This is a genomic window from Pseudomonas sp. NFACC08-1, from assembly GCF_900106735.1.
Lineage (GTDB): Bacteria > Pseudomonadota > Gammaproteobacteria > Pseudomonadales > Pseudomonadaceae > Aquipseudomonas > Aquipseudomonas fluorescens_Q.
Genome location: NZ_FNNL01000016.1, coordinates 1 through 18,759 on the forward strand (window position 1 = coordinate 1; position 18,759 = coordinate 18,759).

20 protein-coding genes are annotated in these 18,759 nt (G+C 60.8%); 7 read left to right on the forward strand and 13 right to left on the reverse strand.

Annotated features, from left to right (window positions below):
* Positions 1 to 629: carbon starvation CstA family protein (locus BLU76_RS25685; RefSeq protein WP_305882131.1), on the reverse strand; the 629-nt coding region annotated here is incomplete at its 3' end.
* Between the two features lie 157 nt (positions 630 to 786).
* On the opposite strand from BLU76_RS25685, the gene BLU76_RS25690 reads away from it, so the two are divergent.
* Entirely contained in the window at positions 787 to 1,143 is a 357-nt protein-coding gene (locus BLU76_RS25690) for a PilZ domain-containing protein (RefSeq protein ID WP_063324284.1), read from the forward strand.
* A 192-nt stretch (positions 1,144 to 1,335) separates the two neighbouring features.
* Here BLU76_RS25690 and radA read toward each other — a convergent pair whose 3' ends face one another.
* The 3 genes from radA to katB all read right to left on the reverse strand — a co-directional run bounded on the left by radA (position 1,336) and on the right by katB (position 4,987).
* Positions 1,336 to 2,703, reverse strand: a complete 1,368-nt coding sequence (radA, locus tag BLU76_RS25695; RefSeq protein WP_003185644.1) for a DNA repair protein RadA — start codon at positions 2,701 to 2,703, stop codon at positions 1,336 to 1,338.
* Between the two features lie 43 nt (positions 2,704 to 2,746).
* The gene (locus tag BLU76_RS25700; RefSeq protein ID WP_092224941.1) at positions 2,747 to 3,295 is read right to left on the reverse strand and encodes an ankyrin repeat domain-containing protein; all 549 of its coding nucleotides are present in this window, start codon (positions 3,293 to 3,295) and stop codon (positions 2,747 to 2,749) included.
* 150 nt (positions 3,296 to 3,445) lie between these two features.
* Positions 3,446 to 4,987, reverse strand: coding sequence for a catalase KatB (katB, locus tag BLU76_RS25705; protein ID WP_092224943.1), 1,542 nt, complete (start codon positions 4,985 to 4,987; stop codon positions 3,446 to 3,448).
* A gap of 282 nt (positions 4,988 to 5,269) precedes the next feature.
* Here katB and mscL point away from each other — a divergent pair, with 282 nt between their 5' ends.
* Positions 5,270 to 5,683 carry a large-conductance mechanosensitive channel protein MscL gene (mscL, locus tag BLU76_RS25710; protein ID WP_092224945.1) on the forward strand — a complete coding sequence of 138 codons (414 nt, stop codon included), beginning with the start codon at positions 5,270 to 5,272 and terminating at the stop codon, positions 5,681 to 5,683.
* Positions 5,684 to 5,703: 20 nt separating this feature from the next.
* Here mscL and BLU76_RS25715 read toward each other — a convergent pair whose 3' ends face one another.
* Positions 5,704 to 6,480, reverse strand: a complete 777-nt coding sequence (locus tag BLU76_RS25715) for a ferredoxin--NADP reductase (protein ID WP_092149866.1) — start codon at positions 6,478 to 6,480, stop codon at positions 5,704 to 5,706.
* A gap of 292 nt (positions 6,481 to 6,772) precedes the next feature.
* Between BLU76_RS25715 and BLU76_RS25720 the strand changes: the two genes are divergently transcribed.
* Positions 6,773 to 7,486 (forward strand): autoinducer binding domain-containing protein, encoded by a 714-nt coding sequence (locus BLU76_RS25720; protein WP_092224947.1) that lies wholly within the window; start codon positions 6,773 to 6,775, stop codon positions 7,484 to 7,486.
* 182 nt (positions 7,487 to 7,668) lie between these two features.
* Complete coding sequence (locus BLU76_RS25725) at positions 7,669 to 8,808, forward strand: methyltransferase (RefSeq protein ID WP_092224949.1); 1,140 nt, start codon at positions 7,669 to 7,671, stop codon at positions 8,806 to 8,808.
* Positions 8,809 to 8,868: 60 nt separating this feature from the next.
* On the opposite strand, the gene BLU76_RS25730 is transcribed toward BLU76_RS25725, so the two are convergent.
* From BLU76_RS25730 to BLU76_RS25740, 3 genes are read right to left on the reverse strand one after another with little or no spacing between them, the layout of a single operon-like run.
* Positions 8,869 to 9,033 carry a DUF2474 domain-containing protein gene (locus BLU76_RS25730; RefSeq protein WP_086936717.1) on the reverse strand — a complete coding sequence of 55 codons (165 nt, stop codon included), beginning with the start codon at positions 9,031 to 9,033 and terminating at the stop codon, positions 8,869 to 8,871.
* Between the two features lie 11 nt (positions 9,034 to 9,044).
* Positions 9,045 to 10,052 (reverse strand): cytochrome d ubiquinol oxidase subunit II, encoded by a 1,008-nt coding sequence (gene cydB / locus BLU76_RS25735; protein ID WP_092224951.1) that lies wholly within the window; start codon positions 10,050 to 10,052, stop codon positions 9,045 to 9,047.
* 3 nt (positions 10,053 to 10,055) lie between these two features.
* Complete coding sequence (locus BLU76_RS25740; protein WP_092224953.1) at positions 10,056 to 11,492, reverse strand: cytochrome ubiquinol oxidase subunit I; 1,437 nt, start codon at positions 11,490 to 11,492, stop codon at positions 10,056 to 10,058.
* A 534-nt stretch (positions 11,493 to 12,026) separates the two neighbouring features.
* Between BLU76_RS25740 and BLU76_RS25745 the strand changes: the two genes are divergently transcribed.
* Entirely contained in the window at positions 12,027 to 13,265 is a 1,239-nt protein-coding gene (locus BLU76_RS25745; protein WP_092224955.1) for an MFS transporter, read from the forward strand.
* On the opposite strand, the gene BLU76_RS25750 is transcribed toward BLU76_RS25745, so the two are convergent.
* Genes BLU76_RS25750 through BLU76_RS25760 form a run of 3 tightly spaced genes read right to left on the reverse strand, consistent with a single transcriptional unit; the run spans position 13,262 to position 16,982 of the window.
* Positions 13,262 to 15,463 carry a xanthine dehydrogenase family protein molybdopterin-binding subunit gene (locus BLU76_RS25750; protein WP_092224957.1) on the reverse strand — a complete coding sequence of 734 codons (2,202 nt, stop codon included), beginning with the start codon at positions 15,461 to 15,463 and terminating at the stop codon, positions 13,262 to 13,264. The genes BLU76_RS25745 and BLU76_RS25750 overlap by 4 nt on opposite strands.
* A complete protein-coding gene (locus tag BLU76_RS25755; RefSeq protein ID WP_092149886.1) occupies positions 15,463 to 16,464 on the reverse strand; it encodes an FAD binding domain-containing protein in 1,002 nt (333 codons plus the stop codon). Before BLU76_RS25755 ends, BLU76_RS25750 begins: the two co-directional genes overlap by 1 nt.
* Positions 16,461 to 16,982, reverse strand: a complete 522-nt coding sequence (locus tag BLU76_RS25760) for a (2Fe-2S)-binding protein (RefSeq protein ID WP_092224959.1) — start codon at positions 16,980 to 16,982, stop codon at positions 16,461 to 16,463. The genes BLU76_RS25755 and BLU76_RS25760 overlap by 4 nt, the downstream gene beginning before the upstream one ends.
* Between BLU76_RS25760 and BLU76_RS32015 the strand changes: the two genes are divergently transcribed.
* Together BLU76_RS32015 and BLU76_RS25770 are read left to right on the forward strand one after the other, a co-directional pair.
* Entirely contained in the window at positions 16,981 to 17,259 is a 279-nt protein-coding gene (locus BLU76_RS32015; RefSeq protein WP_256572706.1) for a hypothetical protein, read from the forward strand. The two genes, BLU76_RS25760 and BLU76_RS32015, sit on opposite strands and share 2 nt — an antisense overlap.
* A 15-nt stretch (positions 17,260 to 17,274) precedes the next feature.
* The gene (locus BLU76_RS25770; RefSeq protein WP_092149894.1) at positions 17,275 to 17,562 is read left to right on the forward strand and encodes a HigA family addiction module antitoxin; all 288 of its coding nucleotides are present in this window, start codon (positions 17,275 to 17,277) and stop codon (positions 17,560 to 17,562) included.
* A 6-nt stretch (positions 17,563 to 17,568) separates the two neighbouring features.
* Here BLU76_RS25770 and BLU76_RS25775 read toward each other — a convergent pair whose 3' ends face one another.
* A complete protein-coding gene (locus BLU76_RS25775; protein WP_092149897.1) occupies positions 17,569 to 18,135 on the reverse strand; it encodes a DJ-1 family glyoxalase III in 567 nt (188 codons plus the stop codon).
* Positions 18,136 to 18,213: 78 nt separating this feature from the next.
* A complete protein-coding gene (locus BLU76_RS25780) occupies positions 18,214 to 18,669 on the reverse strand; it encodes a DUF4879 domain-containing protein (protein WP_092224961.1) in 456 nt (151 codons plus the stop codon).
* Between the last annotated feature and the right edge of the window lie 90 nt (positions 18,670 to 18,759).

Genomic DNA, 18,759 nt, shown 5'->3' on the forward strand with positions numbered 1-18,759 from the left:
CCCATGAACATCGCGATCGGGATGGTCGCCATTACCGTGAAGATGCCCCACGGGCTCTCGGCCAGGGCCTTGACCACGATCAGCGCCAACACCGCGAGGATGATGATCATGATCAGGAAGCAGCCGAACAGAGCGATGGTGCCAGGGACACGGCCCATTTCTTCACGGACCATGTCACCCAGGGACCGACCGTTGCGGCGGGTGGACAGGAACAGGACCATGAAGTCCTGCACCGCACCGGCCAGCACCACGCCGGCGATCAGCCAGAGCGTGCCGGGCAGGTAGCCCATCTGCGCCGCCAGCACCGGCCCGACCAGCGGCCCCGCGCCGGCAATGGCCGCGAAGTGGTGGCCGAAGAGAATGTGTTTGTTGGTCGGGACGTAGTCCAGGCCATCGTTGTTGAGCACGGCGGGGGTGGCCCGGCGCGCATCGAGTTGCATCACGTTGTTGGCAATGAAGAGGCTGTAGTAGCGGTAGGCGACCAGGTAGATGGCCACGGCTGCGACGACGATCCATAAGGCGTTGATCGCCTCGCCTCGACGCAATGCCACGACGCCCAGGGCGCACGCTCCTACGACGGCCAGCAGTAGCCAGGGTAGATGGCGCAGCAGGCTATTATTGTTTTTCATTTTTATATTCCAGCCAGGGTGACAAGAAAGACAGCCATTGGAGTTTAGCGCTAACCCGGGCAAAGGCCATACCCGACATTCGTCTGTCGGCGGCCGAACGGTGACGATGTCCCGTCAGTTGGGTCTATAGTCAGTGAATCTCCAGAGGGAATGCGTAATGAGCGAACGTCGCCGCTTCGTACGAGTTGACTTCAATGCCAGGACCGAGCTGAGCCAGGGCCCGTTCATCTGGCCGGTAGAGTTGCTGGATCTGTCCCTGAAGGGGTTGCTGATCAAGAAACCCGAACCCTGGCTTGGCGATATCGAGCGCCCCTTCATGGCCGATATTCATTTGAGCCCTGATGCTGAGATCAAAATGGAAGTTCGTTTGGCCCATGATGACCATGGTCACCTGGGCTTCGCCTGCGAGCACATTGACCTGGACTCCATCGCACACCTACGCCGGCTGGTAGCGCTGAACGTGGGCGATCAGGACGAGTTGGAGCGGGAGTTGGCGGCGTTGATCCATATCTGAATCAACGCCGATCCCTTGTGGCGAGGGGATTTATCCCCGCTGGGCTGCGCAGCAGTCCCCAAACAAGCGACGGCAATCGACCTGACACACCGAGTTGTTAGGTTTTAGGGCTGCTGCGCAGCCCAACGGGGATAAATCCCCTCGCCTCAGATAAGTCCATTCTCCACAAAGGGCCTTGTACAGCCTTTAGGGTTATTCGAACAACGCATCCAACGCCTGTTCCAGGCGTGTCACGGCAATGATCTGCAACCCCGGTGGTGCTTCCTTCGGCGCATTGCCCTTGGGCACGATGGCGCGCTTGAAGCCGTGCTTGGCCGCTTCCTTGAGCCGCTCCTGGCCACTGGGCACCGGCCGTACTTCCCCCGACAACCCCACTTCACCGAACACCAGTAGATCATGGGGCAGCGGCCGGTTGCGCAGGCTGGACATGACCGCCGCCATCAGCGCCAGGTCGGAGGCGGTCTCCAGTACCTTGACCCCACCGACCACGTTGAGAAAAACGTCCTGGTCGTGAGTCGGAATCCCACCGTGTCGATGCAGGACGGCCAACAGCATCGCGAGCCGATTCTGGTCCAGGCCCAAGGTGACCCGGCGCGGGTTCGCCAGGTGGCTGTCGTCCACCAGCGCTTGCACTTCGACCAGCATCGGCCGGGTGCCTTCCCACGTTGCCATGACCACGCTACCAGGGACTTCTTCCTGGGCACGCGTCAGAAAGATCGCCGAAGGGTTGGAGACTTCTTTAAGACCCCTGTCGGTCATGCCGAACACACCCAGTTCGTTGACAGCGCCAAAGCGGTTTTTCACGGCCCGCAACAAACGCAGGCGTCCGTCGGATTCGCCTTCGAAATACAACACGGTATCGACCATGTGTTCCAGCACACGTGGTCCCGCCAGTGCGCCTTCCTTGGTGACGTGGCCTACCAGGAAAATCGCCGTGCCGCTCTGCTTGGCGTAGCGCACCAGCAACGCCGCGCTTTCGCGCACCTGGGACACGCCGCCCGGGGCCGATTGCAGCTGTTCGGTAAAAATGGTCTGGATCGAGTCGATCACCATCACCTTGGGTTTTTCCAGGCGCGCCGTGGCGATGATGGTCTCGATGCAGGTCTCGGTCATGACCCGCAACTGGTCCTGGGGCAAGCCCAGGCGCCGGGCGCGCATGGCGACCTGTTGCTGGGATTCTTCGCCAGTGACGTACAGCGCCGGCATGCGGGTGGCGAGGTTGCACAAGGTTTGCAACAAGATGGTGGACTTGCCGATGCCCGGATCGCCGCCGATCAGCACCACCGAACCGTCTACCAGGCCGCCGCCGAGCACGCGGTCCAGTTCACCGGACGCGGTGGAGAAACGCGGGATTTCCTCAACGCTGACTTCGGCCAGGGTCTTGATCTGCGCCTGCTGGCCGGCCCAGCCCGTGCGACCGGTGGGTGCCGCCGCACCGCCGCTTTCCACCATGGTTTCGGTCAGGGTGTTCCAGGCCCCGCATTCGCTACACTGGCCGGCCCATTTGGGAAAGGTCGAGCCGCACTCGGTGCAGCCGTACATGCGCTTTGCCTTGGCCATCTGAACTCCCGGAGAAAAACCGCGATGATAGCCCAGGCAGTGGCTAGCGCGGGGCCGGCATTCTGATTTCACCCTTCGCCAGACCCACCGGGGTATTGCCCAACGGGTCCTGGGCCTGCAGATCCGCCCCCTTGGCCTTCAAGGCATCGAGCAATTCATCACGCTTGAACAGACCGGCGTACATCGCTGCGGTCTGCCCGGCACCGTTGCGTTGGTCCGGGCTGCATTCGGTGGACAGCAAACGACGCGCAATCTGCACTTCACCCTTGAAAATCGCCCCCATCAGCGCCGTGTTACCGCGTTTGTCCTGGGCACAGGCATCGGCGCCAGCGGCCAGCAGCCGCTCCACCGCTGGGCCGTGGCCGTGATAAGCCGCCAAGATCAGCGCGGTGTAGCCCTTTTCATCCTGGGTATTGAGCGAATAACCGGCCTCGATAAAAGTCTCGAGCATCGGCACATCGCCGCGGCGAGCGGCGTCGAAGTAATAGTTTTGCAACTGTTCCTGGACCGCAGCCGGCTCCGTGGGCATTGGTTGATCGGCCAGTACACTGACAGACCAGATCGCAAGCATCGATAAAAGTAATTTACCCATCGTGACGTCTCCTCTGGCATATGACTGCAGGGCCATGGTTGTGGGAGCAAGGCTTGCCCGCGATGCAGACAACGCAGTCTGGTTTCAGCCCCCTGCGCCTGCTTCGCGAGCAAGCTTTGCTCCCACAGGTTGTGCACCTGCCGGCGGTGGTCAGTCGCTCAGTTTTTCCGCCAGAGCCTTGACCCGGGCCAAGTCACCTTTGGCGACACGAGCCACGCCGGTGCCGTACTCAGGGTCAGCCTTGTAGAGGAACGACAGGATGATGTGCTTGCTCTCGTCATCGGTGGTCGCCAAAGAACCGCCGAAGCTGTCGATCAGGTCATCACGCTCTTTCTTGCTGAACGAACGATACAAATCACCGGCCTGCTTGAAGTTCTGCTCACGCTGGATCTTCGCCTGCTGGGTGCTACCGCCCAGCGCGGCCTGGCTGTAGCGTGCCGATTGCGGTTCTTCACGCGGCGTCAGGCGGCTCGGCTGATAATTCACGCCGGTGCTGGTGCTGCCTGGGTTCATCGCGCCGTCCTGGTTACCGTTGTTCACCGCCACTTTGGGGGCATTGATCGGCAGTTGCAGGGCATTGGCGCCTATGCGGTACATCTGCGTATCGGCATAGGAAAACACCCGTCCTTGGAGCAGGCGGTCCTCGGAAGGCTCGATGCCTGGCACCAGATTCGCTGGCGCCATCGCCACCTGCTCGGTTTCCTGGAAGACATTCGCCGGATTGCGGTTCAAGACCATTTGCCCGACTTTGCGCTCAGGCACACCCGGCCAGATCTTGGTCGCGTCCAGTGGGTCGAAGTCAAACTTGGCAAGGTCCTGTGGATTGAGCACCTGGACGTACAAGTCCCACTTCGGGAAGTCGCCCTTATTAATATGATTCACCAGATCATTTGTCATATGGCTGTAATCTTGACCCTGAACTTTCACAACTTCTTTCGGATCGAGATTTTTCAGGCCCTGCAAACTTTTCCAATGAAACTTCACGTAGTGAACTTCACCCTTGGCGTTAACCAGTTTGTAGGCATGTACACCGTTACCGTCCATCTCGCGGTAACTGGCCGGTGTCCCGAAGTTGGAATACAACTCGGTCAGGGTGCGGGTCGATTCTGGAACATGGGAGAAGAAATCGAAGCGACGTGAATCATCGTCCAGATTGGTCCGAGGGTCGGGTTTGAAGGCGTGGACCATGTCCGGAAACTTGATGGCATCGCGGATGAAGAAGGTCGGAAAGTTGTTACCTACCAAGTCCCAATTACCGTCGGCGGTGTAGAACTTCGTGGCGAAACCACGGGGGTCGCGCAGGGTTTCCGGCGAATGATTGCCGTGCACCACGGCAGAAAAACGTACGAACACTGGCGTGACCTGGCCTGCGGCAAAGACCTTGGCCTTGGTCAGATCGCTGAGATCGTCGGAAACCGTGAAGGTACCGTGGGCGCCGGTCCCGCGGGCATGCACCACGCGCTCGGGAATGCGCTCACGGTCAAAGCGCTGGAGCTTCTGGATCAACTGCACGTCTTGCAGCAAGGTCGGGCCGTTGGGGCCTGCCGTTTGCGAGTTCTGGTTGTCGCCGACAGCCGCGCCGTTGTCCCGGGTCAGGGTGGCCGCGTTGACAGACAAGGACAAAAGGCTCGCGGTCAGCACAAAAAAAGCGCGGCGATGGGAATAAGCCCCGTGGCCAAGGGAAGTGTTCATAGGCGTGTTCCTCTGATGTTATAGAGCGCATCCATGTGCGCCATCCAGAGGCTAGTGCCCGAAAAAGGAAAACCTAAATAGAAATGCCGTACCGCGTCGATAGAAAAAACGTTGTGGGGTGCCAGGCTGAAACCGCGTATCACGCGCGATTGATGGCACTTTGAAAACTTTTCACCCAGGACCAGGTCGATAATTGAAGCTTTGTAGGCAGGCGTTTCGAGCAGGACTCGTTGGGCTGATTTACACTGCCAGTCATCTTTCATTTGTTACAAGGAATAGCTCATGGGCGTGCTAAGCGAGTTCAAGGCCTTCGCGGTCAAAGGCAATGTCGTCGACATGGCCGTCGGGATCATCATCGGTGCCGCTTTCGGCAAAATCGTTTCGTCATTCGTTGGCGACGTGGTCATGCCTCCCATCGGCCTGCTGATTGGTGGAGTGGATTTCAGTGACCTGGCCATCACCCTCAAGGCCGCCCAGGGTGATGCGCCTGCCGTGGTACTGGCCTACGGTAAATTCATCCAGAGCACCATCGACTTCATCATCGTGGCGTTCGCCATTTTCATGGGCGTCAAGGCGATCAACCGCCTCAAGCGCGAAGAAGCCGTAGCCCCCAGCGCGCCTCCTGTCCCGACCAAGGAAGAACTGCTGCTGAGTGAGATTCGCGATCTGCTCAAGGCCCAGAGCGAGCGGCCCTGAGGCAGTCAGTCACTGACAGCCTACCAGTAGTTTTCCACCGCTACCTGGCCCGGCCGACGGGTCAGGCTCAGTTGCAGCCCCCTGGCCTTGAGCAACTTGCGCGTGTCATCAATCATCTGCGGATTGCCGCACAGCATCACTCGCGAATGCTCCGGCGCCAGCGCTGCGCCGGCCGCCCGCTCCAGCTCGCCATTTTCGATCAGCGTGGTGATCCGCCCATTGAGCGCCCCCGGATGCTGCTCACGGGTGACGGTCGCAATGAAACGAAACTTGTGAGCGTACTCGGCCAGGTAGTCGCGCTGGGGCAGTTCCTTGATCAGCGCCTGATACGCCAGCTCCTGCGCCTCGCGCACGCTGTACACCAGGATGATCCGCTCGAATTTTTCCCAGGCCTCGAAATCCTGGAGGATAGAAAGAAACGGCGCCACACCCGTCCCAGTAGACAGCAACCACAAATCCCGACCATCGACAAAGCGATCCAGCGTCAGGTAGCCGAAAGCCTGGCGATCCACCAACAGTTCGTCACCCGGCTGCAGGCGGCTGAGCTCACTGGTGAACTCGCCATCGGGAACCACGATGGAAAAGAATTCGAGGAACTCGTCGAACGGCGAAGACACCATGGAATACGCCCGCCAGACGGTGGTTCCGTCCGCCCTGACGACCCCCAGCCGGGCAAACTGACCCGCCCGAAAGCGAAAGCCTCGATCCCGGGTCGTGCGCAAAGTAAACAAATGAGACGTCAACGGCTGGACATCGAGCAGGGTTTGGCGGGTGAACTTCTCTGCGCTGTCGGTCATGAGCCACTCCAATGGGACAAGACTTGCAGTGTCCCGCAAAGCGAGCGTCTTCACCACCGATGACGAGTAATGGCACTTTAACCACAAACAGCGTCTGACCATCAAAATCTTTTACTTAACTTATACAAAACTCACAAAACTGTAAAAAAACCAACTAAAAAGTTTAGCTTCTTAAACATTTCAAAATGTAAGCAAACTAAAAAAAACTCACTACCAATTAAGAATAGTCCTACACTCAAATTTCGCATCATGGATTGGATCCGCATGGACGAATCAAACCCAGGAGAGAGCGATGGACAAGTGGAAGGACTTGTTATTGAGGAAGTTATCCTACGAGAAGGACCTGCAGACGGCCTATCGTCTGGTCCTGAATTTCTTTAACAATCAGGGATTTGAATATTGCGCATTTGCAACCTATCAAGGAAGCCCCGACAAGCACACTAGCAAGGTGAACCTGAATAACTACCCTTATGGATGGGACAGACTTTATGAACAAAATGGCTATGCGTCGAACGATCCATTAGTAGCACATTGCAATCAATCACCACTCCCCATCTTGTGGGATGAGACTGTTTTTGCTCAAGCCCCCAAGTTATGGAGAGAACTTAATCGACAGGGACTCAAGTATGGCTGGACCCAAGCCGTTCATGATGACAAAGGGGCACGTTGCAGCCTGTTCAGCCTGGCTCGGTCCCATTGTCCCATTGATATCGAGGAGCACTATGCAAATCTCGGCTACGCCATCTTCGCCAGTCAAAAGCTGCACGCACTCGCCAGCAAAAAACTGTCTGACGCCCTGGCAGTCCAGCCCAAATGCCACCTGTCACCCAGGGAGATCGAAGTGTTGAGGTGGTCTGCCGAAGGCAAGACCGCGTCGGAAGTGGGCAGGATTCTCTGTCTTTCCGAACGAACCGTGAATTTCCATGTATGCAGTTGCATGCGGAAACTGAACGTCAGCAATAAAATTTCAGCGGTGGCAAAAGCAGCCCAAATCCATGTGATCTGAACAGTGGAGTGACACCACCCGGCTGAAAAACCCGCGAGTAATGTGCAACAAAAAAACGTACCATTTACGGTCCCACTTGAATGATGCCGCTTCCTGCACGCGACGCCGTTCATTCAGGCGGTCCCGCACAGACACCTACCTCCAGGCAGCGGGACATTCGTTGATTTCCAGAGTCCCCAACCATGCCCCTGCTCGACAGCCCCTTCGCCCAACTCGACCTGATCCGCCAACCCGAACAGCAGAACGAACCACTGCAAGCCTTCGATGCGGCCGATGAATACCTGCTCGCGTACCTGGCCGAACAACAGCCAAGCAAGCAGACTCGGGTCCTGGTGCTCAATGATGGCTTCGGTGCCCTGGCGGCCAGCCTGGCCGGCAAGGTCGATGTCACCAGCAGCGGTGACTCCTTCCTCGCGTTGCAAGCACTGGAGAAAAACCTGGTGCGCAACGGCCGCCCCTTCGATGCGGTGCCGACGTTGCCCGCCAGCGCGCCACTGACTGGCCCATTCGATCGTGTCCTGGTCAAAGTACCAAAAACCCTGGCCCTGCTGGAGGAACAGCTGATTCGCCTGCAAGGCCAACTGGCACCAGGTGCCCAGGTGATCGCCGGGGCCATGATCAAGCACCTGCCCCGGGCCGCTGGCGATTTATTGGAGCGGTATATCGGCCCGGTGCAGGCCTCCCTGGCGGTAAAAAAAGCGCGGCTGTTGATTGCTACGCCACAACCCGGCGCTTCACAAGGCAGTGCGCCGATCGTATCGCCCTACCCCACGCGTTACTGGCTGGACGAGCCCAAGATCGAGCTGCTCAACCACGCCAATGTGTTCTGCCGCGAAGGCCTGGACATCGGCACCCGCGCGTTCCTGCCACATCTGCCGAAAAACCTCGGGACGGCCCGGGTCGCGGACTTGGGGTGCGGCAACGGTGTGCTGGCCATCGCCAGTGCCCTGCAAAACCCCGAGGCCCATTACACCCTGGTGGACGAGTCGTACATGGCCGTGCAATCGGCCGCCGAGAACTGGCGTGCGGCCCTGGGCGAGCGCGAAGTGACCCTGCGGGCCGGTGATGGCCTGGCCGGACAAGAGGCGCAGTCACTGGACGTGGTGCTGTGCAATCCGCCCTTCCACCAGCAGCAAGTGGTGGGCGATTTCCTCGCCTGGCGGATGTTCCAGCAGGCTCGCGAAGCACTGGTTGTGGGCGGCGCGCTGTACATCGTCGGCAACCGGCACCTGGGTTACCACAGCAAACTGGCGCGATTGTTCCGCGGTGTCGAGCAAGTGGCCGCCACGCCGAAGTTCGTGATCCTCAAAGCCCGTAAATAAATCGTCCCTGCGCAAGCAAAGCTGGCTCGCGATGCAAGCACCTCGGCTCCCACAGGGCAATCAGTGAGTGGTCAGGCCCGCGGCATTCATGAACATCCGCATCAGGCTGGCGACGATGAACAGCGCCAGCACACTGCCGGCCCAGATCAGCGCCAGCCAACCGAGCCGCTGCCAGAGTGGCTTGCGCTCGGCGGCCTCGATGTCTTTCAAGTCAGGTTTGCCCATGCTCGACGCCCTCAATGGTAACCGTCGTCATGGGTCACCTTGCCGCGGAACACGTAGTAACTCCAGAAGGTGTACACCAGGATCAACGGAATGATGAACAGTGTGCCTACCAACATGAAACCCTGGCTCTGGGGCGGTGACGAGGCGTCCCAGATCGAGATGGACGGCGGCACAATGTTCGGCCACAGACTGATGCCCAAGCCGCTGTAGCCGAGGAAGATCAGCACCAGCGTCAGGATAAAGGGCATGTAATTGGCGTTGCGCGCCACGGCGCGGAACAATCCATACAGGGTCACCAGCACCAGGATCGGCACCGGCAGGAACCAGAACAGGTTCGGCAGGGTGAACCAGCGGGCCGCGATGTCCGCATGGGCCAGCGGCGTCCAGATGCTGACGATGCCGATCACCGCCAGCACCACGAACGCCAGCGGCCGGGCCAGGTCATGCATCTGCTCTTGCAATTTGCCCTCGGTCTTCATGATCAGCCAGGTGCAGCCGAGCAGCGCATAGGCGGCGATCAACGCCAGGCCACAGAACATCGCGAATGGCGTGAACCAGCCCAGGGAGCCGCCGACGAACTGGCGATTGACCACCTCGAATCCGTCGATGAACGCCCCCAGCGCCACACCCTGGAAGAAGGTGGCCGTCAGCGAGCCACCAATGAATGCCTTATCCCAGAGGTGACGCTTCTCAGCCTTGGCCTTGAAGCGGAATTCGAAGGCCACGCCGCGGAAGATCAGGCCGATGAGCATCAGGATCAACGGCAGGTACAGCGCCGAAAGCACCACCGAGTAGGCCAGCGGAAACGCTCCGAACAGCCCGGCACCGCCCAGCACCAGCCAGGTTTCGTTACCGTCCCAGACCGGTGCCACGGTGTTCATCATCACGTCGCGATCGCGCTCGCCCTTGACGAAGGGGAAGAGAATGCCGATCCCCAGGTCGAAGCCGTCCATGATCACGTACATCATGATGCCGAAGATGATGACCACGGCCCAGATCAGCGGAAGATCAATACCCATGATTCAATTCCCCTTGTTCGAGCGTTGGTTATGGTCCATGTCGTCGCCGTCATCGGCGGCCGACAATGGCCGGGCCGGCGTACGTTTCTGACCCGGGCCACCGTCGCTCGGCTCGGTTTCGTGGGCCTCCGGCCCCTTGCGCACCAGACGCATCATGTAACTCAGGCCGGCGCCGAACAGCGCGAAATACACCACGACGAACAGCACCAGGGTGATGCTCATCTGCGCGAAGCTGTGGCCGGACGAAGCATCGGCCGTGCGCATCAAGCCATAGACCACCCACGGCTGGCGGCCGATCTCCGTGGTAAACCAGCCGGCCAGGATCGCGACCAGACCGGACGGCCCCATCCACAGCACCATGTAGAGAAACGGCCGGGATTGATAGATCCGATCGTTGCGGCGCAGCCACAGGCTGCACAGCCCAGTGAAAATCATCAGCAAGCCGAGGCCGACCATGACCCGGAACGACCAGAACACGATGGTCGAGTTCGGTCGGTCCTCAGGCGGGAATTCCTTGAGGGCCGGCACCTGCTTGTCCAGGCTGTGGGTCAGGATCAGGCTGCCCAGGTAAGGAATTTCCACGGCGAACTTGGTTTTTTCCGCTTGCATGTCGGGCCAGCCGAACAGGATCAGCGGGGTCGGTTCATTACCGACGTTTTCCCAGTGGCCTTCGATGGCGGCGATTTTCGCCGGTTGATGCTTGAGGGTGTTCAGGCCATGGAAGTCGCCGATGACCGCCTGTATCGGCGCCACCAGCAAGGCCATCCACATCGCCATCGACAGCATCCGGCGGATGGCCGGGGTATCGCGACCGCGCAGCAAATGCCAGGCCGCCGACGAGCCAACGAAGAACGCTGTGGCCACGAACGCCGCCGTGGACATGTGCAGCAATCGATAAGGAAACGAAGGGTTGAACACCACCGCCAGCCAGTCCACCGGGATCACCCGGCCGTCGATGATTTCGTAACCCTGGGGGGTTTGCATCCAGCTATTGGAGGACAGGATCCAGAAGGTCGAGATCAAGGTGCCGATCGCCACCATGACCGTGGAAAAGAAATGCAAACCGCGGCCGACGCGATTCCAGCCGAACAGCATCACGCCCAGGAAACCCGCCTCGAGGAAAAACGCCGTGAGCACCTCGTAGGTCAGCAACGGCCCGGTCACCGCACCGGCGAAGTCCGAGAAACGGCTCCAGTTGGTGCCGAACTGATAGGCCATGACCAACCCGGACACCACGCCCATGCCGAAGTTGACGGCAAATATCTTCGACCAGAAGTGGTACAGGTCGCGGTAAGTGTCGTCGCGGGTCTTGAGCCACAAGCCTTCGAGTACCGCCAGGTAACTCGCCAGGCCGATGGTGATGGCCGGGAACAGGATGTGGAACGAGATGGTGAACGCGAACTGGATTCGGGCGAGATCGAGCGCCTCCAAACCGAACATAAGTCTTCCTCTGTCAGGTAAAACCGGCTGCGGGCGGGGCTTGCACCAGCCTCCAGGGATATGGAGTGCGATGCTTTTCAAATCGTTCTTTTTTTAAAACCGTCACAACGCAGGACGCTGGCCGGATGGCCGCCAACCCAACGCCCCGAAAGGCATTGATCTGGATCAAGCAATGATCAAAGAGTAGCCGCATTCTCGTCGATGAACGGCGTGGTCGTTTGTCGCGTGACAGGTTGTCTCAGTGCGGGGCGCAGAAGCTGCCGCTGGTGGAAATCCTTTGTGGCGAGGGGATTTATCCCCGTCGAGTGCACAGCACTCGCCAATTTCATCGTCGGCGAAATCTTGGGGGCCGCTTCGCGACCCAGCGGGGATAAATCCCCTCGCCACAATAGTCCCCTCGCCACAAGTCCCCTTGCCCCAGAAATCGTGCATTGTTCCGGATCGATGTTTGGCTAACTATTTTTTCCGCCCGACGTAATTTCCGGTTACAGCTCGGCGATAATCGCGTGGCCTTCCTCACCGGACCCGCCCTAGATGCCCAGCCAAGCGCCGCTGCTGCTCCGTCACCATCGTCCCTTCATCGCCTTCTGGCTGGCCCGGATATTCACCGCCAGCGGCTTCCAGATGCTCACCGTGGCCATCGGCTGGAACCTCTATCAACTGACCGGCAACGTCCTGGACCTTGGCCTGGTGGGGTTGGTGGAGTTTGCCCCGCGCGTGCTGTTCATGCTCCACACCGGGCATGTGGCCGACCGTTATGACCGCCGCAAGGTGGCGGCCATCTGCCAGACATTGCAGGCGATGATTGCCTTGGCGCTGGTGATCGGCAGCGCCACTGACAACGTCACGCGGGAGATGATCTTCATCCTCGCCTTCCTGCTGGGCGCCGCCCGCTCCTTCGAAATGCCCACCACCCAGGCGCTGCTGCCGAGCATCGTGCCGGCTGCGCTGTTTCCCCGTGCCGTGGCCGCCGCGCAATCGGCCCAGCAGTCGGCCACCATCGTCGCCCCGGCGCTCGGCGGCTTGCTCTATGCCTTTGGCAGTGTCTGGGTCTATGGGCCGACGGTGCTGCTCTACATCATCGCCTGTTGCCTGATGCTCAACCTGCCGGCCCGGCAAACGCCGCTGAACAAAGGCAAGGCGACGCTGGATTCGTTGTTGGCCGGGATTCGCTTCATCCGCAGTCGCCCGGACATTCTCGGGGCGATCTCCCTGGACCTGTTCGCGGTGTTGCTCGGCGGCGCGACGGCGTTGCTGCCGGTGTTTGCCAAGGACATCCTGCTCACCGGCCCCTGGGGCCTGGGTCTGTTGCGGTCGGCACCGGCGGTCGGGGCCTTGCTGATGTCGCTGTGGCTGGCGCGGTTTGCCGTGGAGCGCAAAGTCGGCCGGGTGATGTTCACGGCTGTAGGCGTGTTTGGCGTCGCCACCATTGCTTTCGGCCTCTCCACCTCGTTCTGGTTTTCCCTGGCGGTGCTGGTGGTGCTGGGCGCGGCGGACATGATCAGCATGGTGATCCGCGCCTCCTTCGTACAACTGGAAACACCGGATGAAATGCGCGGCCGGGTCAGCGCGGTGAACGGGCTGTTCATCGGCGCCTCGAACCAGTTGGGCGAGTTCGAATCCGGCCTCACCGCCCACTGGTTCGGCACGGTGCCGGCGGTGGTCATGGGCGGCGTCGGTACGCTGCTGGTGACCGGGACCTGGATCAAACTGTTCCCGACCCTGGCCAACCGTGACCGGATGCACGAGCCGGTGGATGCAGCAAAAGCCTAGAGCAACTTGTCGAGGGTGATGGGAAAGTCCCGCACCCGCTTGCCGGTGGCGTGGTAAATCGCATTGGCCACCGCCGCGGCCACCCCGACGATACCGATTTCACCCACGCCCTTGGACCCGAGCGCATTGACGATCTCGTCATGTTCCTCGACGAAAATCACCTCAATGTCGCCAATGTCGGCGTTAACCGGCAGGTGATACTCGGCCAGGTTGTGGTTCATGTGGCGACCCAGGGCGTGGTCCGTCAAGGTTTCTTCGTGCAAGGCCATGCCGACGCCCCACACCACGCCACCGAGAATCTGGCTGCGGGCGGTTTTCGGGTTGATGACCCGGCCGGCGGCGATGGCGCTGACCACACGATTGACCTTCACCGCCCCCAGGTCTTCGTCCACCAGCACCTCGACAAACACCGCCGAGTGAGTGGCCGTGGCGTAGGCCTGGCGTTTTGCATCCGGCTCGGCAGTGACCTGGGCTTGCAACGGCGTCTCGCCGCTTTTCTGCGTCAGCTCCGCGAGCGCAACGCTCGCTTCGCCGAGCCGCAGCTGACCATCGACAAACGTCACTTGCTCAAGGGTCGCGCCACTGAAGGCCGGACATGCCTGGCGGGCCACGGCCAGGAGTTTTTCCTTCAGTGCTTCACAGGCCTGCTGTACGGCGGTGCCTACTGACGATACGGTGAACGAGCCGCCCTGCAGTGGCGCGGTGGGCAACGACGAATCCCCCAGGACAAACGTGACGTCCTCAAGGGAAACGCCTGACGCCTCGGCAGCGATCTGGGTCATGACCGTGTAGGTCCCGGTGCCGATGTCAGTGGTGGCGCTGCTGACAGTCAGCTTGCCATGGGTGTCCAGCGACGCCTGGGCGCTGGCCTTCTGCTGCATGGCTTCCCACACACCACCGGCCATGCCCCAACCCACCAGTTGCCGGCCTTCACGCATGCTGCGTGGTTCCGGGTTGCGCTTGTCCCAGCCGAAACGATGGGCACCTTGGGCATAGCACTCACGCAGTTCCTTGCTGGAATACGGCTTGCCTTCGTTCTCGTTGCGTTCGGCATAGTTGATCAAGCGCAGCTGGATCGGATCGATCGCCAGGGCACAGGCCAGTTCATCCATGGCGCACTCCAGGCCAATCAAGCCGAGGGCGGCACCGGGGGCGCGCATGTCCAGGGGCGTGTAGACGTCCAGCGGCACCAGTTTGTAAGTCAGCTCGACGTTGTCGCAGTGATAGAGCATGCCGCTCCACTCCACCACATGCTCGGTGAAGTCCTCGAAGCGCGAGGTTTGGCCGATAGCGCTGTGCGCCACAGCCAGCAAGCGACCGTTGGCCGCCGCCCCCAGCTGTACGCGCTGGAGGGTTCGCGGACGATAGCCAAAGGTGAACATCTGCTGGCGCGTCAGGCTGACCCGCACCGAGCGCTTGAGGGCCAGTGCCGCCATCACGGCCAACGGCAATTGATATTGCGGGCGCAGCCCGGAACCGAAGGCGCCGCCGACAAACGCGGCAAACACCCGCACCTGTTCTTGCTCCAGGCCGAAGACCTTTTGCACATAGGCCTGGCAGTTCTGCGTGCCTTGGGTCTTGTCGTGGATGTGCAGGGTGCCGTCAGGCTGATACAGCACGGTGGAGGCATGTGGCTCCATGGGGTTGTGGTGTTCAATCGGCGTGCTGTAGGACACATCCACGCTGAGTGCGGAGCTGGCGTACTCGCCCTGAAAATTCCCACGAGGCTTGGGCAGTTCGGCCGGTGCCGGATGGGCGTCATATTGCAAGGTGATCAGATCGGTCCGATGCGCCTCGGCGTCGTATTCGATTTCAACCAGCGAACCGGCATACCGGGCCAGCTCAAGGTTTTCCGCCACCACCAGAGCCAGCGGCTGGCCGCTGTAAAGCACTTGGTCGTTGTACAACGGCCGGAACGGCGAGCCGTCCGCCGCATCGGCATCCTGGTAGGGCTCGTCGTAGCTGGCGATCCTCGGCCGGTTGGTGTGGTCGATGACCGCGACCACGCCGGGCAGTGCCAGGGCTCGGGACGCATCGATGCGCACTACACGACCACGGGCGACCGTACCGGAGACGACGCTGCCGTGCAGCAAGCCGTCCTCGGGGTATTCAGCGGCGTAACGGGCCTGGCCCGTCACCTTGAGCAGGCCGTCGACCCGGTCGAGGGGTTGCCCTATGGATTTGCTCGGAGCGTTCATCAGGCGTGTCCTCCCTGGGGTGCGCAACCCAATGCGGCGTCACTCAAGGCACGGACAATCGCCCGGCGCGCCAGTCTGACTTTGAAGCCGTTGTGCTCCAGCGGCTCGGCGTTTTGCAGCAGCGCGTCGGCAGCGGCGGTAAAGGTTTCGCGGCTGACGGCCTGCCCGGTCAGCCAACTCTCCACGGCCCGGTCGCGCCACGGTTTGTGCGCCACGCCACCGAGGGCCAGGCGCGCCTGGCGAATCACCGGCCCGTCCAGTTCCAGCGCCGCCGCCACCGACACCAGTGCAAACGCGTAGGAGGCGCGGTCACGGATCTTCAAGTAGTGGCTATGCTCGGCAAAACCGGCGGCAGGCAATTCGATAGCGGTGATCAGCTCATCGTCAGCCAGTTGATTGTCCCGTTCCGGGGCGTCGCCGGGCAGGCGATGGAAGTCGGCGAACTCGATGGTCCGCGCCCCGCCCCGGCCCAGGACATGGACCACCGCCTCCAGAGCGGCCAAGGCCACGCACATGTCGGAGGGGTGGGTGGCGACACATTGATCGCTGGCACCGAAAATCGCGTGGATCCGGTTCAAACCGCTCCGGGCCGGGCAACCGCTGCCGGGCCGGCGTTTGTTGCACGGTACGCTCGCGTCATAGAAGTAATAGCAGCGGGTGCGTTGCAGCAGGTTGCCGCCGGTGCTGGCCATGTTGCGCAGTTGCGGCGAGGCACCCGCCAGGATGGCCTGGGCCAGCAGCGGATAGCGGCGCTCGATCCACGGGTGCCAGGCCAGGTCGGCATTGCTCACCAGCGCACCGATCATCACCCCGCCGGAAGGGGTTTCACTGAGGTCCGCCAGGGGCAACCCGGTGATGTCGATCAGGTGCTCGGGACGGGTGATGTTTTCCTTCATCAGGTCCAGCAGGTTGGTGCCGCCGGCGATGAAGCGGGAAACCGGGCTCGACAGATCGACGGCCGCCTGCACGGTGTCGGGCTTGCTGTATTGGAAGGGATTCATTGATCACCTCCCTGCCGGCAAAGTGGCAGAGCCTCTTCAATGGCATCGCGAATGTTGGTGTAGGCGCCGCAGCGGCACAGGTTGCCGCTCATCAACTCGCTGATCTGCCCACGGGTCTTCGCCCGACCCTCGTTGGCCAAGCCCACCGCCGAGCAGATCTGCCCCGGCGTGCAATAGCCGCACTGGAACGCGTCATGGGTGATGAACGCCTGCTGCATGGGATGCAATCCGTCGTCACCGGCAAGGCCTTCGATGGTGGTCAACTCGGCGCCGTCGCACATCACCGCCAAGGTCAGGCAGGCATTGATCCGCTTGCCATCGCGCAACACCGTACAGGCGCCGCATTGGCCGTGGTCGCAGCCTTTCTTGCTGCCCACCAGGTCCAGTTGCTCACGCAGCAGGTCCAGCAAGGTAGTCCAGGGCAACACCTGCAGTTCATGCACCTGGCCATTGAGTGTCAGATGGATCGGATGACGGACGAAGGATGCCTGCGTCGCTTCGGACAGGGTCGCGCTCATGGAACACCTCACGGTTGGTCGTACTCGCGGCGTTTTGGAAAACCGCCGTCATAAGGGGTACGACTTCAGGGTGAGGCGAAGCGTTCAAGGCAATTTCGACGCTCCACAAAGCCTTGTAAACCGCAGGATGCACAGATTCGCCTGGCATGTGCGGTATAAAAATACCGCTTCAAGTGTAATGTATCGCCTTACACTCGATCCCATGGGAAACTGGCAAATCATTTTTCGCTTCATCGGGTCCGATATCGAACTGGTCGATTATCTGGACTACCACTGATCAGGAGGCTGGAACATGCCCATGCACAATCCGCCACACCCAGGCGAAACCTTGCGGTTGGACGTGCTGCCCGAACTGGGTATCACCGTCACCGAACTGGCGCGACACCTGGGTTTCGCCCGGCCTCATCTTTCCCGGATCTTGCATGGTCATGCGCCCGTCAGCCCCGACCTGGCTGTGCGCCTGGAGCGTGCCGGGATCGGCAAGGCCAGGGTCTGGCTGGGCGTCCAGACCGATTACGATTTGTGGCAAGCCGAGCAGCGCGTGCAGCCTGTGATTGAACCTTTCCCACAACACGCTTGATGTCCGTCAGGCCAGCAACTCCGCCGCCACCACGCTCCTCACGCCCTTGCCACTGAGTTGTTCCACCAACGTCAAGGCAAATGCCAGGGCGGCGGCCGAACCCTGGGCCGTGATGCAGTTGCCATCCACCACCACGGGTTGATCGACAAAGCTGCAACCAGACAGTTGCTGGCTCACCGCCGGCAGGCAGGTCATGCGCCGCTGGCGCAGGACGCCAAAGGCCTGTAGCGCCAGGGCCGGGGCTTCGGCGATGGCGGCGAAAAACCGTCCGGTGGCGGCCTGGTCCTTGACCAGCTGTTGCAGCGGCTGATGGTTTGCCAGGTGTTGGGCACCGATGATGCCGCCGGGCAGAACGATCAGGTCGAAATCCTGCACAAGCATGTCCACCAACATGCCATCGGCGGTCAGGCGCGTGCCGCGGGCACAGGTGAGCATCCGCCGCCCTTCGATGCTTGCCACCACCACTTCGATCTGGGCTCGACGCAGCACGTCGATCAGGGTGACTGTCTGCAGGTCATCGACACCTTCGGCGACCGTAATCAGGGCTCGAGGCAGCTTGGTTCCAGGCATCATGGGCGCGCTCTCCGATGGGGTGGTCCCTGAAGCCTAGTCAGGTTTGCCGGGCCGCGTTCAGCTTGTCATGCCGACAGGTCATTTAATGTACAGCTGGGCCGACATCCGATTGCCCGGTGCATTGATCGAAATGTTGCTGAAGTTGAAGGTGCCTTCCTGCTTGCCCTTCAGATCGAAGATGTACAAATAGCCGACGATTCTGGTCTGGGCCGAACAATCGTTGAGATTACCATTGCTGTACGCACACACCGGCGAGCGGGTGCCATCGACCTCGAAACCGTCCAGCGTGACATTGGGCTGCCGACCGTAGCCGACCTCCAGCACGTAGACCTTGATACCCGGCCCATTGTGATCACAACGGGTCTGTGCCTGCCCTGGCGCGATATCCTCGAAGCCACAGGCCGGCGACTCGACCTTGAGCACCTTGACCTCGCTCAAGGGCGGCGCCGACGCGGCATTGGCGGCCTGTCCGGACAACCACCCACCCAGCATGCAACCCACCGCCGCCAGCAGCTTTTTATTCATGCAATACATAGAGACCTCCCGGAACCGCGCGCAGTATGGCCCACTTGGCGCGTTGGCAAAACATCGACGACGATCGCAGCCACAACGCTACGCTGCTGG

Bases quoted from the DNA above. Each gene is read 5' to 3' on its own strand.
- BLU76_RS25690 (WP_063324284.1), top strand. From the start codon at position 787: ATGAGCGAACGTCGCCGCTTCGTACGAGTTGACTTCAATGCCAGGACC.
- radA (WP_003185644.1), bottom strand. From the start codon at position 2,703: ATGGCCAAGGCAAAGCGCATGTACGGCTGCACCGAGTGCGGCTCGACC.
- BLU76_RS25700 (WP_092224941.1), bottom strand. From the start codon at position 3,295: ATGGGTAAATTACTTTTATCGATGCTTGCGATCTGGTCTGTCAGTGTA.
- katB (WP_092224943.1), bottom strand. From the start codon at position 4,987: ATGAACACTTCCCTTGGCCACGGGGCTTATTCCCATCGCCGCGCTTTT.
- mscL (WP_092224945.1), top strand. From the start codon at position 5,270: ATGGGCGTGCTAAGCGAGTTCAAGGCCTTCGCGGTCAAAGGCAATGTC.
- BLU76_RS25715 (WP_092149866.1), bottom strand. From the start codon at position 6,480: ATGACCGACAGCGCAGAGAAGTTCACCCGCCAAACCCTGCTCGATGTC.
- BLU76_RS25720 (WP_092224947.1), top strand. From the start codon at position 6,773: ATGGACAAGTGGAAGGACTTGTTATTGAGGAAGTTATCCTACGAGAAG.
- BLU76_RS25725 (WP_092224949.1), top strand. From the start codon at position 7,669: ATGCCCCTGCTCGACAGCCCCTTCGCCCAACTCGACCTGATCCGCCAA.
- BLU76_RS25730 (WP_086936717.1), bottom strand. From the start codon at position 9,033: ATGGGCAAACCTGACTTGAAAGACATCGAGGCCGCCGAGCGCAAGCCA.
- cydB (WP_092224951.1), bottom strand. From the start codon at position 10,052: ATGGGTATTGATCTTCCGCTGATCTGGGCCGTGGTCATCATCTTCGGC.
- BLU76_RS25740 (WP_092224953.1), bottom strand. From the start codon at position 11,492: ATGTTCGGTTTGGAGGCGCTCGATCTCGCCCGAATCCAGTTCGCGTTC.
- BLU76_RS25745 (WP_092224955.1), top strand. From the start codon at position 12,027: ATGCCCAGCCAAGCGCCGCTGCTGCTCCGTCACCATCGTCCCTTCATC.
- BLU76_RS25750 (WP_092224957.1), bottom strand. From the start codon at position 15,463: ATGAACGCTCCGAGCAAATCCATAGGGCAACCCCTCGACCGGGTCGAC.
- BLU76_RS25755 (WP_092149886.1), bottom strand. From the start codon at position 16,464: ATGAATCCCTTCCAATACAGCAAGCCCGACACCGTGCAGGCGGCCGTC.
- BLU76_RS32015 (WP_256572706.1), top strand. From the start codon at position 16,981: ATGGAACACCTCACGGTTGGTCGTACTCGCGGCGTTTTGGAAAACCGC.
- BLU76_RS25760 (WP_092224959.1), bottom strand. From the start codon at position 16,982: ATGAGCGCGACCCTGTCCGAAGCGACGCAGGCATCCTTCGTCCGTCAT.
- BLU76_RS25770 (WP_092149894.1), top strand. From the start codon at position 17,275: ATGCCCATGCACAATCCGCCACACCCAGGCGAAACCTTGCGGTTGGAC.
- BLU76_RS25775 (WP_092149897.1), bottom strand. From the start codon at position 18,135: ATGATGCCTGGAACCAAGCTGCCTCGAGCCCTGATTACGGTCGCCGAA.
- BLU76_RS25780 (WP_092224961.1), bottom strand. From the start codon at position 18,669: ATGTATTGCATGAATAAAAAGCTGCTGGCGGCGGTGGGTTGCATGCTG.